The organism is Candidatus Nitrosopumilus sp. bin_68KS (assembly GCF_054095825.1).
The window spans coordinates 1-15,567 of sequence record NZ_JBSWSP010000035.1; the positions used below are offsets into that span (position 1 = coordinate 1).

The 15,567-nt window shown below is 31.7% G+C and carries 24 protein-coding genes and 1 tRNA gene; 16 read left to right on the plus strand and 9 right to left on the minus strand.

All coding sequences use genetic code 11. From position 1 onward, the window contains the following. Nucleotides 1–1,131: AMP-binding protein (locus tag ACW9W3_RS11090; protein ID WP_457766187.1), on the plus strand; the 1,131-nt coding region annotated here is incomplete at its 5' end. 1 nt (nucleotide 1,132) lies between these two features. On the opposite strand, the gene ACW9W3_RS11095 is transcribed toward ACW9W3_RS11090, so the two are convergent. After that, nucleotides 1,133–1,660 (minus strand): PAS domain S-box protein, encoded by a 528-nt coding sequence (locus ACW9W3_RS11095; protein WP_457766188.1) that lies wholly within the window; start codon nucleotides 1,658–1,660, stop codon nucleotides 1,133–1,135. A gap of 104 nt (nucleotides 1,661–1,764) precedes the next feature. Here ACW9W3_RS11095 and ACW9W3_RS11100 point away from each other — a divergent pair, with 104 nt between their 5' ends. Continuing rightward, nucleotides 1,765–2,814, plus strand: coding sequence for a sensor histidine kinase (locus ACW9W3_RS11100; RefSeq protein ID WP_457766189.1), 1,050 nt, complete (start codon nucleotides 1,765–1,767; stop codon nucleotides 2,812–2,814). Nucleotide 2,815: 1 nt separating this feature from the next. Here ACW9W3_RS11100 and fen read toward each other — a convergent pair whose 3' ends face one another. After that, the gene (fen, locus tag ACW9W3_RS11105; RefSeq protein ID WP_457766190.1) at nucleotides 2,816–3,838 is read right to left on the minus strand and encodes a flap endonuclease-1; all 1,023 of its coding nucleotides are present in this window, start codon (nucleotides 3,836–3,838) and stop codon (nucleotides 2,816–2,818) included. 108 nt (nucleotides 3,839–3,946) lie between these two features. Between fen and ACW9W3_RS11110 the strand changes: the two genes are divergently transcribed. Both ACW9W3_RS11110 and ACW9W3_RS11115 read left to right on the plus strand, forming a co-directional pair. After that, complete coding sequence (locus ACW9W3_RS11110) at nucleotides 3,947–4,213, plus strand: hypothetical protein (RefSeq protein ID WP_457766191.1); 267 nt, start codon at nucleotides 3,947–3,949, stop codon at nucleotides 4,211–4,213. A 49-nt stretch (nucleotides 4,214–4,262) separates the two neighbouring features. After that, nucleotides 4,263–4,344: transfer RNA gene (locus tag ACW9W3_RS11115), tRNA-Ser, on the plus strand. A gap of 34 nt (nucleotides 4,345–4,378) precedes the next feature. Here ACW9W3_RS11115 and ACW9W3_RS11120 read toward each other — a convergent pair. Beyond that, on the minus strand, nucleotides 4,379–4,771 hold the full coding sequence (locus ACW9W3_RS11120) for a 2-isopropylmalate synthase (RefSeq protein WP_457766192.1): 393 nt from the start codon (nucleotides 4,769–4,771) through the stop codon (nucleotides 4,379–4,381). 78 nt (nucleotides 4,772–4,849) lie between these two features. On the opposite strand from ACW9W3_RS11120, the gene ACW9W3_RS11125 reads away from it, so the two are divergent. Next, nucleotides 4,850–5,542, plus strand: a complete 693-nt coding sequence (locus tag ACW9W3_RS11125) for a hypothetical protein (RefSeq protein WP_457766193.1) — start codon at nucleotides 4,850–4,852, stop codon at nucleotides 5,540–5,542. A 138-nt stretch (nucleotides 5,543–5,680) separates the two neighbouring features. Here ACW9W3_RS11125 and ACW9W3_RS11130 read toward each other — a convergent pair whose 3' ends face one another. After that, the gene (locus ACW9W3_RS11130) at nucleotides 5,681–5,818 is read right to left on the minus strand and encodes a hypothetical protein (RefSeq protein ID WP_457766194.1); all 138 of its coding nucleotides are present in this window, start codon (nucleotides 5,816–5,818) and stop codon (nucleotides 5,681–5,683) included. 181 nt (nucleotides 5,819–5,999) lie between these two features. On the opposite strand from ACW9W3_RS11130, the gene ACW9W3_RS11135 reads away from it, so the two are divergent. Then, a complete protein-coding gene (locus tag ACW9W3_RS11135) occupies nucleotides 6,000–6,176 on the plus strand; it encodes a hypothetical protein (protein WP_457766195.1) in 177 nt (58 codons plus the stop codon). Nucleotides 6,177–6,187: 11 nt separating this feature from the next. On the opposite strand, the gene ACW9W3_RS11140 is transcribed toward ACW9W3_RS11135, so the two are convergent. The 3 genes from ACW9W3_RS11140 to ACW9W3_RS11150 all read right to left on the minus strand — a co-directional run bounded on the left by ACW9W3_RS11140 (nucleotide 6,188) and on the right by ACW9W3_RS11150 (nucleotide 8,576). Further along, nucleotides 6,188–6,367, minus strand: a complete 180-nt coding sequence (locus ACW9W3_RS11140; protein WP_457766196.1) for a hypothetical protein — start codon at nucleotides 6,365–6,367, stop codon at nucleotides 6,188–6,190. An 867-nt stretch (nucleotides 6,368–7,234) separates the two neighbouring features. Beyond that, on the minus strand, nucleotides 7,235–8,164 hold the full coding sequence (locus tag ACW9W3_RS11145) for a transcription initiation factor IIB (protein ID WP_457766197.1): 930 nt from the start codon (nucleotides 8,162–8,164) through the stop codon (nucleotides 7,235–7,237). 274 nt (nucleotides 8,165–8,438) lie between these two features. Then, nucleotides 8,439–8,576 (minus strand): hypothetical protein, encoded by a 138-nt coding sequence (locus ACW9W3_RS11150; protein ID WP_457766198.1) that lies wholly within the window; start codon nucleotides 8,574–8,576, stop codon nucleotides 8,439–8,441. A gap of 612 nt (nucleotides 8,577–9,188) precedes the next feature. Here ACW9W3_RS11150 and ACW9W3_RS11155 point away from each other — a divergent pair. The 7 genes from ACW9W3_RS11155 to ACW9W3_RS11185 all read left to right on the plus strand — a co-directional run bounded on the left by ACW9W3_RS11155 (nucleotide 9,189) and on the right by ACW9W3_RS11185 (nucleotide 12,177). Then, entirely contained in the window at nucleotides 9,189–9,983 is a 795-nt protein-coding gene (locus ACW9W3_RS11155; RefSeq protein ID WP_457766199.1) for a class I SAM-dependent methyltransferase, read from the plus strand. A 102-nt stretch (nucleotides 9,984–10,085) separates the two neighbouring features. Continuing rightward, complete coding sequence (locus ACW9W3_RS11160) at nucleotides 10,086–10,226, plus strand: hypothetical protein (protein ID WP_457766200.1); 141 nt, start codon at nucleotides 10,086–10,088, stop codon at nucleotides 10,224–10,226. Nucleotides 10,227–10,323: 97 nt separating this feature from the next. After that, on the plus strand, nucleotides 10,324–10,509 hold the full coding sequence (locus ACW9W3_RS11165) for a hypothetical protein (RefSeq protein ID WP_457766201.1): 186 nt from the start codon (nucleotides 10,324–10,326) through the stop codon (nucleotides 10,507–10,509). Nucleotides 10,510–10,573: 64 nt separating this feature from the next. Further along, nucleotides 10,574–11,221, plus strand: a complete 648-nt coding sequence (locus ACW9W3_RS11170; protein ID WP_457766202.1) for a nitroreductase family protein — start codon at nucleotides 10,574–10,576, stop codon at nucleotides 11,219–11,221. A 51-nt stretch (nucleotides 11,222–11,272) separates the two neighbouring features. Then, nucleotides 11,273–11,506: an Lrp/AsnC ligand binding domain-containing protein gene (locus ACW9W3_RS11175; RefSeq protein WP_457766203.1), complete on the plus strand. Its 234-nt coding sequence runs from the start codon at nucleotides 11,273–11,275 to the stop codon at nucleotides 11,504–11,506. A 51-nt stretch (nucleotides 11,507–11,557) separates the two neighbouring features. After that, nucleotides 11,558–11,734 (plus strand): hypothetical protein, encoded by a 177-nt coding sequence (locus ACW9W3_RS11180; RefSeq protein ID WP_457766204.1) that lies wholly within the window; start codon nucleotides 11,558–11,560, stop codon nucleotides 11,732–11,734. A gap of 65 nt (nucleotides 11,735–11,799) precedes the next feature. Next, nucleotides 11,800–12,177, plus strand: coding sequence for a hypothetical protein (locus ACW9W3_RS11185; RefSeq protein WP_457766205.1), 378 nt, complete (start codon nucleotides 11,800–11,802; stop codon nucleotides 12,175–12,177). 196 nt (nucleotides 12,178–12,373) lie between these two features. Here the strand turns inward: ACW9W3_RS11185 and ACW9W3_RS11190 are convergent, their stop codons facing one another. Together ACW9W3_RS11190 and ACW9W3_RS11195 are read right to left on the minus strand one after the other, a co-directional pair. After that, the gene (locus tag ACW9W3_RS11190; RefSeq protein ID WP_457766209.1) at nucleotides 12,374–12,700 is read right to left on the minus strand and encodes a hypothetical protein; all 327 of its coding nucleotides are present in this window, start codon (nucleotides 12,698–12,700) and stop codon (nucleotides 12,374–12,376) included. Nucleotides 12,701–12,762: 62 nt separating this feature from the next. Continuing rightward, nucleotides 12,763–13,224 carry an SRPBCC family protein gene (locus tag ACW9W3_RS11195; protein ID WP_457766206.1) on the minus strand — a complete coding sequence of 154 codons (462 nt, stop codon included), beginning with the start codon at nucleotides 13,222–13,224 and terminating at the stop codon, nucleotides 12,763–12,765. A gap of 77 nt (nucleotides 13,225–13,301) precedes the next feature. Between ACW9W3_RS11195 and ACW9W3_RS11200 the strand changes: the two genes are divergently transcribed. From ACW9W3_RS11200 to ACW9W3_RS11210, 3 genes are all read left to right on the plus strand, one after another. After that, nucleotides 13,302–14,582 carry an exonuclease SbcC gene (locus ACW9W3_RS11200; RefSeq protein ID WP_457766207.1) on the plus strand — a complete coding sequence of 427 codons (1,281 nt, stop codon included), beginning with the start codon at nucleotides 13,302–13,304 and terminating at the stop codon, nucleotides 14,580–14,582. A gap of 30 nt (nucleotides 14,583–14,612) precedes the next feature. Next, the gene (locus tag ACW9W3_RS11205) at nucleotides 14,613–15,017 is read left to right on the plus strand and encodes a Mov34/MPN/PAD-1 family protein (protein ID WP_457766208.1); all 405 of its coding nucleotides are present in this window, start codon (nucleotides 14,613–14,615) and stop codon (nucleotides 15,015–15,017) included. Between the two features lie 70 nt (nucleotides 15,018–15,087). Continuing rightward, a complete protein-coding gene (locus ACW9W3_RS11210) occupies nucleotides 15,088–15,414 on the plus strand; it encodes a hypothetical protein (protein ID WP_048116422.1) in 327 nt (108 codons plus the stop codon). Nucleotides 15,415–15,567: the final 153 nt, after the last annotated feature.

Genomic DNA, 15,567 nt, shown 5'->3' on the forward strand with positions numbered 1-15,567 from the left:
CTGACACATTTGTATTCTACATTCAAGTGGGCATTTGACATTAAGGACTCTGATGTGTTTTTTTGTACTGCTGACATCGGGTGGGTTACAGGACACAGCTATGTGGTGTATGCTCCATTTTTGCATGGTGCAACTCAGGTAATGTATGAAGGTGCACCTGATTTTCCTGATGCATCAAGAATGTGGGAAATTTTACAAAAATATCATGTGACAATTTTTTACACAACCCCTACTGCATTGCGAATGTTTATGAAATTTGGTGATGACATTCCAAATTCATTTGATCTTTCTTCATTAAGATTACTTGGAACCGTAGGTGAGCCAATAAATCCTGAAGTTTGGAGGTGGTATTTTAAAATCATTGGAAAGGAAAAATGTCCTATTGTTGATACTTGGTGGCAGACAGAAACTGGCGGCATGTTAATTTCTCCCTTGCCTGGAATAGAGACAATCCCATTGAAACCTGGGTCTGGTACACGAGCAATTCCTGGTGTAGATATTTCAGTGGTAGATGAAAATGGGAGTGATGTTTCGGCAAACACCAAAGGTTATCTTGTAATAAAAAATCCGTGGCCTGGAATGCTTTTGACTTTGTGGGGTGATGATCAAAAATACAAAACTGTCTACTGGTCAAAATATGAAAATTGTTACTATTCTGGAGATTATGCCTTAAGAGATGACGATGGCTATCTTTGGTTACTTGGTCGTGCAGATGATGTTTTAAAAGTTGCAGGACACCGTATAGGGACTGCCGAGCTTGAAAGCTGCATTGTATCTCACACTGATGTTGCAGAATCTGCAGTTTGTGGAATTCCAGATGATGTCAAAGGTGAGGTAATTATTGCATTTGTTGTTTTAAAACAAGGAATACAAGATTCTAAAATATTGGAAAAAGAAATTTCAGAAAAAATTAGACATGATATTGGTGCTATTGCAACGCCAAAACAAATCTATTTTGTTTCGAAACTCCCAAAAACACGAAGTGGAAAAATTATGCGAAGACTACTAAAGGCGATTGCAAACAATGAAAAAATTGGAGATGTGAGTACCCTAGAAGATGGTGCTGCCGTAACTGAAGTTCAAAACGCATTTGATGATATTCAAAAATCCATTAAGAAGAATGCTGGATAGGTTATTTTAATTCAGAAAGATTAACTTGTAAAAGCATGTCAAACATTTTCTTTAATCCATCATACTCTGATTTTGAATTTTCATCTAGTTTGTCATATTCTTTTTCTTTAATTTCATCAAGTTTGTTTTCAGCTTCTTTGAAAAATTCTTCATATTCTTTTATTTTCTTCTCATTCATTTGTGTAAGATCAAATATCACTGTGTTACTTCCTAACAGATTCTTATTTTCATCATAAATGCTTGTAGCCTGAAGTAATCCTGGAAAAGTCATTCCATCTTGTCTTTTGAATGTAATTTTTCTATCTGTGACTTTGCCTGTCTCAAACCATGCTTTTAGTGATTCATTCATAGCCTCCCAGGAATCTTTGGATATGTGCTCAAAGATCGACTTACCTAAAATCTCTGATTTGGCATACCCCAAATTTGCAGCATATGTTGAATTACAATCTAAAATAATCCCGATTGAGTTGATTCTTCTCCACATTACTGGTGCATCTTTGAGTGTTTTTCTTGCTTCTGTCTGAGACATTTTTTTGATTAATCAAGACTAGTAATTAAACTAAAAATCCTCTAAACTAATCTGTTCAATTCAGACACATAAGAAATCATTATCTATTTTTTGATTTTACCATTATGAGAAAATATCTTCATCGTGAAAATTCAAATAATTCTGAAATTGATCCGATGAATGCTCCCACTAGAACAGTGTTTTTTACAAAAAATAAACCCACACCACAAGAACCTACACAATCATCCATATCCCCAAAGAATAATTTTAAATCATTAAAAGAAATTGATAAACGTCTATCTGATATCTTTCCTGATTCTCTATCCGAATTTGCTGATCCTGAAAAATTTAATAAAAAATTAAGAGATCTAAAAAAAGACATTGATAAAGAAATAAAGATGTATGATGCCATTCATAAAAAATTAATATTAAAATCTGAATCTGTAAAAAAATCAAGAGATTCTTTGTTCAAAAGACAACAAGAATTAACTACATACATTGAAAAAAAGTCAAACGATTTTGAAACAAAAAATCTGGAAATTATTGGAGAGATGTCTTCAAAAATGGCTCATGACATTCGGAATCCATTAACAGTGTTGAAAAGTCAGGTTGATCTTATGAAGATTCGCCACAAAAAACATGAAGATGAATTAATGTCAACATCTCTTGTTAGAATGGAAAATGCAATATTACATATTACTGATCAAATTAATGATGTTTTAGATTTTGTAAGAGATCCAAAACTTGATTTAAAATTATACAGTTTGAAAACCCTTGTAGACGAATCTGTAGATGAAGTCTCCTTTCCAGAAGAAATTGAATTGAACGTGTCCTCAAAAAATTGTAAAGTTAGATGTGATACTACAAAAATGAGGGTGATTCTAACCAATATCATTCACAATGCAGTGCAATCCGTAGGCACAAAAGGAACAGTTTCTTTGACTGTTATTGATACAACCTCTGAAGCAATAATTTCAATAGAAGATTCTGGCCCTGGAATCCCTGAAGAGAATTTGGACAAGATTTTCAGCCCTCTTTTTACAACCAAAAAGGAAGGAACAGGATTGGGACTTGCATCTTGTAAACAAATTATTGAAATGCATGGTGGTTCAATCAGTGTAAAAAATAATCCTACAACATTTTCAATTACACTTCCAAAAAACCCATCATCTTAAATTAAAACCACTGATCTAGATTCTGGCTTTTTTTTTCTAATGCTTTCTTTAGCCTGTTTAATGTTGATTGAATTCTATCTTCCGAAAAACTTCTTTCTTTTACTAAATAATTTGTCATTCCTTCATAATCTACGTCATTAAAAATAATCTCATCTACATCTGCAACTTCAGGATTTAGGAAAATTTCTCTTATTTGTTCAAAATCAATTTCTTGAAGTTGCTCTTGAATTTGTGGTATGTCTTCTAATCTTGAATGCTGTTTTATCATTTTGAGTGCAGTTTTTGGACCAATTCTTTCAAAACCATTTGGATTAAAATCTGTACCAATTAATATTCCTACATCAATTAACTGTTCTCTAGTCAAATCTATTGCATTGAGTGTTTTTCCAGTTTCAATAATTTCTGGAACAATGTCGATGTATGTGTTTCTATTTGGTATTTTTCTTCTACCGCTGTTTGTGAAATTTCTAACTAATCTTTTAGCTCCGCATAAAATAGAATCGAAGTCCTGACTTGCTGATGCAAAAGCTTGTCCTGTGTTTGTAAGATGGGCTGCAGTTGCTTCTCCCTCTGATGGTGCATCGATACATGGTATGCCAAAAAATGTAAGAATTTGTTTTGATTCTTTTACCATTCCGTCTTTCATACTGGTTGTTTGCTGAGCATATTTTCTTGCATCTTCCATATTTCCGGCAGCTACTGCTTTTTCGTATTTTACTGTGGCATCCTTTTTGATTTGCTTTCTACGCTCAATTTCTGCTGTTTTCAAAGATGGCGGCTTTCCATCAAATACGTACACTGGCTTTATCCCTAATGATAAGAAATTCACATTTCTGTAAAGTAATCCACTCAAATGACTAGTGATCCTTCCTTCAGAATCTGATAACTGTAAACCATCTGGGCCTCTGATACTTGCTAAAAATTGGTAAATTGCATTGTATGCATCTATTGCTATCACTTTGGTTGCAAATGCATCTAGAGTTGTTTTCTCTCTTACTACCAAATCTTTTAGATTTAATCCCATTACTTTATCTTGAAATTCAGTTCTTTTTTGTGTTTATCCTTTGGACCTATGTTTTTGGAAATTTATCCTAAAATCAGTATTAATATTGTAAAAAATTTGTAAATTGTGATGAGTAAACTGAATATTTCTTCTGAGTTGGAAGAGAAAATCTTTGATTTAAAGACAAATTCTGATGGTAAAATTATGAAGATTGTTTCATATTTTCCTCTATCTGATAAAGATCGTAAAGAGATTCTAATCTCTGTTGGTGATATCTCATTTGATATTTTCTCATCCATTTTTTCAGATGTTGTATCTGAAGATGAGTGGCTCAGAACTAAAGAACAAATCATAAAAAAATTTCATGATGAATTATTTGATATTGATAACTCTTGATGAATAATTTCCTAATTTGCTTTATTATGGAGAATATTTCAAATAAAATGCCGGGATAGCCAAGTGGTACGGCGGCCGTCTCGAAAACGGCTACGCGAAAGCGTGCAGGGGTTCAAATCCCTTTCCCGGCGCCTTAACATCATAAAACAATACTTGAATCACATTTTATTTTGAAGAATATTCTGAAGATAATATAATACATACAAAGATTCCGTTACCTGAAATAGCTTGTGCACTATGTCGTATTCCTTTTGGTATGAATATTGTAGAGGGTGATGAGACTTTGTAAATCTCATCTTCAAATTGAATTTCATAAGTAAGAATAGAGTCATTTGAAAGAATTAAATTAATTTCATCGTGATTATGTTTGTGTAGTTTGCTATATTTGGGAAGTTTTTTTGACGCATCTACAAAATGAACAGCTACATGAGTGTTGGATTCTGGAATCAGATTCTTATTTGCCATCGACAAACGTTTAATTGGTGCATTCTTATGAAATGGAACTTTTTCTAGGGGCTCTTCAATCCCCTTTTTAATGAATTTTTGATATTTTTTCACAACTTGTTATTATTTTTTCTAATAAATAACTAGACCCCATACATTTTTCATATAAGCAATGAAACCAAAATAAATTCATTGTCTGATGATAGAATCTCTGAGTGGTTTGTCCCACAATTTGGCCCTGTGCTATTTAGAAAAAGCATCGGTATGCTTTATCTTCCATATACTGCTATAGTAACATGTTTTGCTGCCCTAGGTGCAATGTCCGGTCAACCAGATCTTGAACGAATATTTGCAATATCTTTGATTTATTTTCTGGCATTGGGAATTAGTGCTCATCTTCTTGATGCAGTAGGAGGCAAGACTAAGCCTTGGGGTGAACTTCCAAAAAGAAAGATTTGGATTGTTTCAATGATTTCTTTAGGGATTGCATTTGCTATTGGCATTTTCTACGCATTTTTGGATTCACCATTACTTTTCCCTATAGGGATTGTTGAGGGTTTTTTTCTTTTTGCTTACAATCTTGAATTGTTTGGAGGCAAATTCCACAATAAAATATCCACTGTTTTATCTTGGGGAATATTGCCTGTATTTGCAGGCTCTGCAATTCAAACAAATTCTATATCTTTAGAAACCATAATTATTTCTGGAATTACTGGCTTGATCACTTATGTTTTGATAATAAACACCAGACCCTATAAGATTCTAAAACAAAATAATGGGGATGTTAACCTCATCAAAAAAAAGGAACTTATATTGAAAATATTGTCCGTAGCAGTTGTAATGGGAACGCTTTTCTTTTTTACTATTAGATATTTTTTGATTTAACCTCGTCTGATATTTTATCTCTTTAACAAAATCCTGTTTTCTAACCTAAAACGAAAAGGCGCCAAACTTTCTGTACCGTTCACTTTCACAACACGCTTAATATCATAAAATAATACAGTGAAAGAATTACAAAATTCTCTAAGTTAAAACTTTGATTTTCTTTTCAAGCATGTCAATCACTTCATTTACAAAATAGTCTCCGTCATGGATCCTGTTTTTTCCAACTATTTTCTTCATTCTGTTCATTGTTTCATTAGAGACTTGTAATTGAGGCATCAACAGTTCATTGTTTTGGTCTTACCTTAAACCCTTGCATTGGTTTATGATTTCTTTAACCCTATTTTTGAAGTTACCATGATTTTGAAATTGAAAATAAGGTATCTTTTGAATGCTTTCAATTTCCCACTATGACCAAAAAAGGATTCATCCTTAAGTGGGATGAAATACAACTAAAATCATGACAAAAAGAATAGAAGAAGAATTGATCGAAATGAATAGGTTGAAAAGACTAGAATTAGAATTCTTATTTTTCCAAGCTAGATTGGATAATGTCACACTACAAAAATATCGTGATGCTTTAACATCTAAAAATACGGTATCTAAAGAAGTAAATCCTGATCTTCAATACGTTTGAATCTGTTAAATTCAATCGTCGTCTTCCCAACTATTTTCTAAATATTGTGGAGCTGTATGATCTATCTCTTTTACTATCAAAATTGGAATGAATTTATGACATTGTGTACATTCGTACATATTCTTATGTCCTGCCATGTTGACTTTGGCATTATGCAAACATGTTTCTTGGGTAACTAAATGATGTGGCAAAAATATTACCTGTTTCTATCCAGGTTATCATAATTACAACCATTTTGATAACCCACTCTCTTGAAATAACATGTTTCATGTTTACACGAAATAGGGTCTTTCATGATATTAGTAGTACCTTCCTAGTACTTAATCTCAACAAAATGAAACTCTTTAAGCAATAATGACATAATGATAGTATCGTAGTGGTGTGAGTTTGCATATCTGCAAGGAAGGACTGAATTAACTACTCAGCTACGTGAAATTAGGGGCATTTGAAATTTTTGTATCTTATATGCTAGTATGATGTAATTAGGTATGTTAAAAAATCTATTATCAGAACAATTTTTTCAATCAAAAACTAATTGTCATAGACGGAGAAACTGATTTTGTATTGTGCAAGTTGTGGAAATCAGGCAAGTTGGAGAGATCCTGCGTGCAAGAATTGCAAAAAACCATTACATCAAACTAATTGCAAGGGTAAGGCAACTGATTGTAAATGTCACGAGATTAACGAACAAATTTGGTTGAAGAAAAAAAATCCAGTTACCCCGTAAAATAATGATGGATCCACACCTACATTGTGTGATCAATTTATTTTGATTTCAATAAAATTCTGGGTGATATTACTGATTTTCTTTACTATGTCTAAAATTATAATGGCATCTTTTATTGCAAAACCAGTCTAGCCCACCTAAATATTCTACACGATCTGACTTGCCACAAAATTTACATTTGATGAGATGCTTCATCTTACTTTCTTTATTCATCTTTGTCCTCTGCTATGAATTGATTTAATGTCTTGCAATTTTCTAAATATTGTTTTTTCAGATAATGTGGAATTGCATGTGTGTTTGTCTGTTCTTTATTTTTCATAAATGTCCTATCTTAGTTAATTGTAGAAAACAAACCTAGTTTTATTTTAAATTCTTGAATTCTATTTCTAATTGAAACTGTACTAGTCCCTGCAGCTTCTGCTATGGCCGTTTGAGAAATTGATTCTCCTGTAATTACACATGCAGCATAAATTACTGTTGCTGCGATGATTTCTGGATTTTTACCAGCTGTAATTTTTGCATCTTGGGCTGCATCTAAGATTTGGATTGCTTTACGAATTGTTTTCTCTTGTATTCCGATTTTACTTGCAATCTTGGTGATTGATTTTATTGGATCAGCTATGGAAACAACAAATCCTAACTCTCTAAATAATATCCGATATGCTCTGGCAATCTCTTTTCTGTTAATCACAAATTCATTAGCAATTTCTATTAGAGTTCGATTGTGCTCTAAATCCCTACATGAAGCATACAAACATGCAGCTGCAATTGATTTGACAGTTCTACCACGAATAAGATTTTGCTCAATGGCTTTTCTGTAAAAAAGTGATGCTCTTTCAATAACTGTGTCTGAGAGGCCTAATTTTGATTGAACTTTGTCAAATTCTTGAAGTGCAAATCTCAAATTCCTATCTGCAGAGTTTTTTGTGTGTGATCTGCTATCCCATTTTCGTAATTTGCTGAACATTTGAGTTGTTTTTGCAGAAAGTGGCTTTCCGACTGAATCTCTGTTTTGTGCCCCAATAATTGTGTTCAGCCCTTTGTCGTGCATTTTTAGTGTTAATCCAGGACCTGTTCTTGTGGTATCTGTGTTGTTTGATATAAGCCTGCGTTCATTTCCTCTATTTTCACTGTTTTCTAAAATAACACATCCACAATTAGAGCATGCAATTTCTCCAATTACTTCATCAGTTACAAATCTTGATGCATTGCAGTAATTGCAAAATAATTTTTCTTTTTTAATTTTTTGTAATATGGCCAAAAATTTTCTCTATGCGACAACATGTATTTTTTTAATTATACATTTTGAGTGAATTTCTTTATCTGTATTGATGTTACACTTATTGCAAATTAATTCAATTGGTTTTTTACAAACATGACAATTTAAATATACTTCCATTTCAAAACCACATTTTCTACAAGAATTCATTAATTTAATTATGCTGTTGTTTGTATTAAAGGCATGTAAAATTAGTGCTCACTAATTCTTGTTCTTATCTATTGAATGAAAACAATTTCTTCACTTTCATTCAACATTATTTTTCTAAAGTACTTACATGTCCATTCATGTCAAGTATGTTTCCACACGTTTGGCATTCCCATTCTCCATTACAACTTGTTTGGTCTGTACTTATACCGCTTGATGTGTTACAAACTTTACAACGCAATGACATTATTTCTCCTTCTGCATTTCATGACTTTTTTCATCATTGTGTGTTTTTTCATGTATGCGTACTTGATCAAAAGTATGTGATGTTCCTTCCCAGGAAAAATCACACTTACTACATTGATATTTCATTTTATTTTTTCTCATCAGATGCATTAGTTTTTTCAAACTCTTTGGATGTTTTTACATCATCGATGACTGTGGTTTTACAAGAACCAAATTTCAGTTTTTTAATTATTTTTTCGAACATGATTATGATGAACTTCCCATGGATATATACCGGCGTAATTTTTTAATTTCATGCCTAATTTTCTATATATTTTTTAATTAACTATAAATCTAATACGCAGGTATATATTGATCATAAATTACTATATAGTATGACAAAAGAAACAAATCCAACAATTATTGTCGCTAACGACGACAAAAAAGAAGAGCCAAAGAAAGAAGACTCTACTAAATCCGACAAATAGAATTACATCTCCCCATCTTTTCTTGGGTTGTACATCAATACTTTCGTTTATAGTACAGTTTAGATATTAAAAACCAGAATGATTTTTTGGAATTCAGTTCAATTTAGAGTATCCTCGACTCAAGTCTCTCTAGGTTTGCTATCTTAATGAATATATCACGAGAGCTAATTGTTACTGAAAAAAAATCAAATAATCATTTTTCAAAAATTGCTTCAAATTATAAAGAATTACGAACAACTGATGTTGATCACATAGAATACATAAAACACCGTCTTGACAAAAAAACAAAAATCAACATTGCAGATATTGGTTGTGGTGATGGGCGTTATTCTTTAGAGATTTTAAAAACTTTCAAAAATTGCTATCTTCATTGTATTGATTATAATGAAAATATGATTCTTTACTTGAAAAAATATTTGTTGGAAAATAAATTCACAAATTTTTGTGCACGTTCTGGTGATGCTAGTAAACTGTCTTTAGAAAATAATTCTATGGACTGTATTGTGTCATTTAATGCCATACACCATTTTGATCTGGAAAAATTTTTTTCAGAAGTATATGGAAGTTTAAAAGATAATGGAAGATTGTTTATTTATACGAGATTAAGAAATCAAAATTATAGGAGTATTTGGGGTGAATATTTTCCAACATTTGGAGATGTGGAAAATCGTTTGTTTGAATTAAACGAATTAGAAGAATATGTAGAAAATTCAGAAATGAGTATAAAGTCTACTCGAGTATTCGGTCATGCTAGAACATCTACTCTTAAACGACTAGTTCATCAGGCTAAAAATAACCATTATTCTACTTTTACCCTATATGATGAGGATACATTTAAGGAATCTCTTGACATTTTTCAGAATAATATCCGGAAAAATTTCAATGATCTTGAGCAAGTTACATGGCATGATGAGAATATTTTACTAGAGATTGAAAAATAAATTGGTTAGTTTCAATAATGTAGATCTGAAAGATTACGGTAAAATCAAAAGAAGTTTAAAAAATCATTCAAAACTATCCCTTGTCTAAGTGATAATAGATCTGTGATTGAAACTTTTGATATAATTTTGGCAGACTCTAAATTTCCGATCACCTATTACAAAACAAAAACCCTTCAAATCCAAGAAGACTCATCAAATCATTCAAAAAAAGTCTTAGAAGTAATTCAAAACATCCTTGCATAAACTAGAATCCTGGTTAAAATTATAGAATGAAACCATTGATTTTCATCATTTCTGTATTTTTCATAATGTTTAAAGTGAATAAATTACTCAATAAATTATGACTAGTGAAACTGAATCAAAGATTCATGAATCTGGAATTCCAACTGTCGAATTGATTTTACATTTCCGAGAAAAATGTAAAATATGTGGACATCACAGAATTATGCATAATGACTTAGGTGCCTGTGAAGGTGTGATGAATAAACCTTGTACTTCAGGATGTGATGGTTTTGATCCTGAATAAAGAAACGATGCCTATTTTTACATGTCTTCTAATTCTTTAATAAGATATTTTTTGTAATCTAAATATGGATTCAGAAAAAAAAGAAGAGAAAATTTTTCCTTTAGGTTATGAACCATCAGACATACCAGTCTCTGATAATCCAAATGTACGAAATCAACTGCTGGATTTTATTCTACAATCTGGGCCTACAGAAGTTGTAGATACTGATTTGTTTGCTGTCATGGCTAAGAGACGTTCAACAAGAAAGTTCTCAGACAAACCTGTTGAAACTACAAAGATTGACAAAATTATTGCAGCAGCTGATACTGCACCAACAGCAGGAAACTTCCAGGGATTTGAAATATTCTATGTAAAAAGTCCTGAAAAGAAAAAACTCCTAGTTGAGGCATGCAATAAACAACCCTATGTTGATGCACCTGTTGTTTTGGTTTTTTGCAAAAATCCCTCAAGGGTGAAATTTGATTTCCCAGATGACATTCTTGCTAAATTTGCTATTCAGGATGCCACATTAGCTGCGGGCTATTCTCAACTTGCATCTCAAGCATTAGGATTAAGTTCTATTTGGATTGGGATGTTTGATGAGAAAAAAGTAATGGATATAATTGGCACAGATCATACCCCTTCATCTGTTTTGTGCATAGGATATCCGGAGCAAACTAAATTCCCTAAACCCAGAAGAAATCTCAAAGATCTGGTTCATGTTGTTTGGTAAGATTGCCTGAAATTATTCATCTTTAAATAATGATAGTTATTTGTTAGATTTATGACTGATGCATATGTCATGCTAAATTGCGAATTGGGTTCTGAAGAACAAATTATTGACGAACTAAAGCAAATTGAACAAGTTGTTGATGTCTTTGAAACCATTGGGACTCATGATATGATGGTCAAATTACAAGCCGAGAATTTTGAAAAAGTGAGAGAGATTGTTTCCTGGAATATCCAAAAGATGAAAAATGTGCGCTCTACTGCAACTTTGATAAAAAAAGATAACTAACGATTACTTGCTTTGAAAATTTAATTAAGATAATGTCTAAATGGTGTTCATATGGCTGATGATAAAAACGAGATTGAAAAACTCATTGATAATATGATTACAAGCGGGGATGAACTGGTTGATAATTTGAAGAGTGTTCTTCCTGATTCTTTGGCCGAATCAATGGTGATGTTTCACGAGTCAAATGTTTTAAATTTAAAAAAAATTCGTGAATTTCTAAACAAATAGATGCTGAGTAAAGTTTCCTATGATTTCTACTATATCTTTTTTAACAATAAAGTGATATTTCTTCTATGACTAGATCCAGAACTATTACTATTACGGTTAAAAAGAAAACAGGGGATGCTTTTGATGCAATTTTACAAGTTCCTCCAAAAATAATGCCTGATGCCATAATTAATGATGATGGCTGGTGGTTATTTACTGGCCCTCATGGTAAGTCTAAACTCAAATTTAATGAAAATAAGTCATTAGGAATTTTAGACCACCAATATGTTGATGAGGAATCTAAATGGGATATTCCAATGAGAGTTGTTTCTAATGGTGATTTTTCTGATATTATGATTACTTTAAACAAGCCTGATGAATTATCTGATTTTCAATTTGATCAAAGAATGACTGAAATTGGCGAGATGGTACTATCTATGAAAAACATTATCGAATTAACATAATTTTGATATTTATCAACTTTTAAAAAAATATCTTATGACTGGTCATGTAGAAATCATTCCTTAAGCTTAAATGCAAATTTGGATATACTATTCTGAGAGAAAATGCCATATGAAGAAGTTTATTATCAAAGAATGGAAGAAGATAATCCCGAATACTATCAAAAACTAAAATTTAAAAAAAATAATTAATTTTATTTTAATCGTCTTTTGATGAATCCTCATTTTGGGTTCCTGGTCCTACCATGTCTTCAGGTTTTACCTTATTGTCCCAATCTCCTTTTACTCCCTTAACTAAAGAAATAACTCCTGCTCCAATGAGAACAATTACAATTGAAAAGAATATTGTCTGGTCAAATATCTTAAATGAGCAGCTAATTTCTGTAGGTGGTTTATCCTCAAAATATTCATAGCATGTTCCAAATTCATTTGACTCTAATGTTGCGGCCTGATAATTTTCACCAAAAACACCTAAAACCAGAAATCCTGCAAAAACAAATCCTATCCCAATTAGGATAAATCTCATATCACTCATAATGATTTTTCTGATTTATCGTATTTACATTTTGACCTAAAAATTATCTAGTACTATTTCTCAAGTAATGTTTTTAGATTTTCCAGTGATGCCTCATAAAATGAACCCATAAATGCTAGGAATTGAAGGAATTGATTCTGAGACATTTTTTTACTGTTTAGATACGACTCCCATGTCAATTCTATGCTCTTGCTTGTTTTTGCTTTGATAGAAATTGTTGCAACATATGCTCTTAATGGCAATCCTTCAGTTGCAACATATGTGAAAGATTCTTTGTCCTTCCAAGCAACAACATGCTCTTCTATTTTGTTTCCGTCTTCAAACGTAATCAGTCTAATTGCTCCGATCCCTTTCTTCTTTTTAGAAAGAAACATTGTTTTTTTAACATCCACTACCCATGTGGGCAATCCTGCAATATTGCTAATTTTTCTCCAAACCTTCTCTTTTGATGCTTTTATCGTAATTGTTTTTTTAACTGAACCTGAATTATGTGATTTTTTCATAGTTTTTGTCATATTATTCTATTAAATTTGTACGATTTTAAATTTTAGTTGTACAACCATTTTTAATCCCCTGAGTACAATATCTTCAAATGGTCTTTGGATGGGGTAAAAAAAAACAGGAGCAAGTACCAGTAGACGATATTCCAAAAGATAAAGAAATCAGCCTTTTAGAAGTGCCACAAATTATCAATGACCTCAATAAATTAAGAAAATCACAAGCTATTTCAGAAATTAAACTTTTGAGAAAAAACACTGCCCCATTAATTGACGAATTGACAAACATTGGCAAGGTACTCGAAAAGGATGATCTTAATGTTGATGATATTGATAAACATCTTGCAATAATTGTTGTTAGGGGTAAAAAGCAAGTAATTGATGTAATCAAAAAAGGAGTCACTTCTATCCCAGACGTATCCTCAATTGATGATGCTCAAAAATTAGATACTTCCCTCAACCAAATTTTAAAAAAAGTAGGTGATGTTTTAGGACGACAAACCAGAGTAATCCATATTTTTGCTAAAAAATATGCTGCTCAATTAAAACATAATCTGGAGATGATGAACAAAAATCATTCTGAAATTCATCAAATTTTAAATAATTTTGAAAAAACGCAATCAACTTCAGAACAAATCAATACTATTCTTGAACAAATCACATCTCTTAAAGAAACTAGAAATAAAAATGAAAAAAAAATTTATGAGACAAAAGAACATACAAAGTCTCTGGAAATAAAAATTTCTTCCATTGAGGATTCTATAAAAGAAATCAAATCTTCTGAGAATTATAAGAAATACCTTAAATTAAAAAAAACTCTTGATGATTTTAGTAAACAGAAATTAAAAATTAAAAATGAAATTGATGCGCAATTTACAAAAATCTCTCGTCCTTTAAGCAGATACGAATATGCTTCATCATTGGACAAAGATCAACAAAGTATTTTATCTCAACTAAATACTGATCCGTTTAAGATTCTTCGTCCAAAAAATAAGGATTCTATTATTATGATTTTAGAAAATATTCGAAAAGCCGTATCTTCTGAATCTATTTCCGTCAAAGATGTTGGAAAGACTTTATCTCAAATTACTGAGACCGAAGAAGCACTTGATGGATTTCTAAAACAAGTTGAAGAATATTATAAAAAATACGAATCAATGGAAAATGATTTAAAATCTCTAAAACCAAAAGATCTAGTTTCATTTGAACATGATTTGGAAAAAAATATGTCTTCCAAAGAAGATGCTTTGGCCAAATTAGATATTGCTCAAAATGATATCGCGGAAATTAATGCCAAGATACCTCAACTAATTCACCAAATTGAAGAAAAACTAAAACTATTTTCAAACACTAGATACATTATAGATTCATCTTAAATTAAATTAGTTCGAAATTGGAGTACTTTTGTGATCTTTAAAAAGAAAAAATTTGAACGCCAGGTATTGATGCAAAAAGATGTGCTTGACAGTATTCTTTCGTTTTGCCAAATGAAACATCCTAATGAAGGAATTTTGATACTAAAAGGAAAATCAAAAAATGGTGCAATTACTATTGATGGATTGGTAATTCCTCCCTTCAGTGAAACTGGTCCTACATTTGCAGGATTTCCACATTCATTTTTGCCATTTGATATGAGCTATATTGGAATTGTCCATTCCCATCCTAGTGGTTCTGCTGAGCCCTCTGTAACTGATTTACATAATTTTTTTGGTTTGATTTCATTAATTGTAAAATTCCCTTATGATGATGATTCTATTTTTGCATGGGATAGTAATGGAAATAGTGTTCCCTTATCAATTATATCACAATAAAAATTCCTGTGGTGTAAACTGAAAATAACTGACAAAACTTTATAACCTTTTTCAAGGTACTTTTATTCAAATGTTTAATTACAAAACTTATTTGCTTTTTCTAGGTGCATCTCTTGCAATTAGTATTGGGTTGCAGATGATTCTTCCATTTCCATTTGGTTTAGCAGCAGCTCTTGGAATATTTATCGTCTTCCCACTATTTTTAAGAAAACGATACATGAGTCGTATGCGCGGTTATGGTGGTAGTGATTCTGGAACGGGCGGAGGTGGATTCTTTGGAATGGGTTCACAAGGTGGTTCTAGTGGAGTAAAGTATGTGTGTCTTGTTTGTAATAACAAACACAAAGGTGGAACTTGTCCACGATGTGGTTCCAAGATGCAACGAGCTGATTTTTAGGGATTATCGAAATATGGCATTAGAAGAATTAAGAAAAAAAGTTCTATATCAAAACTCTATAGAAATATGGATTGGGGCAAGTAAAGAAAAAAACATAGATTGGGTTGATACTGACAATTACCAAAAATTCATTGCTTTTCTTTTAAAAAATAA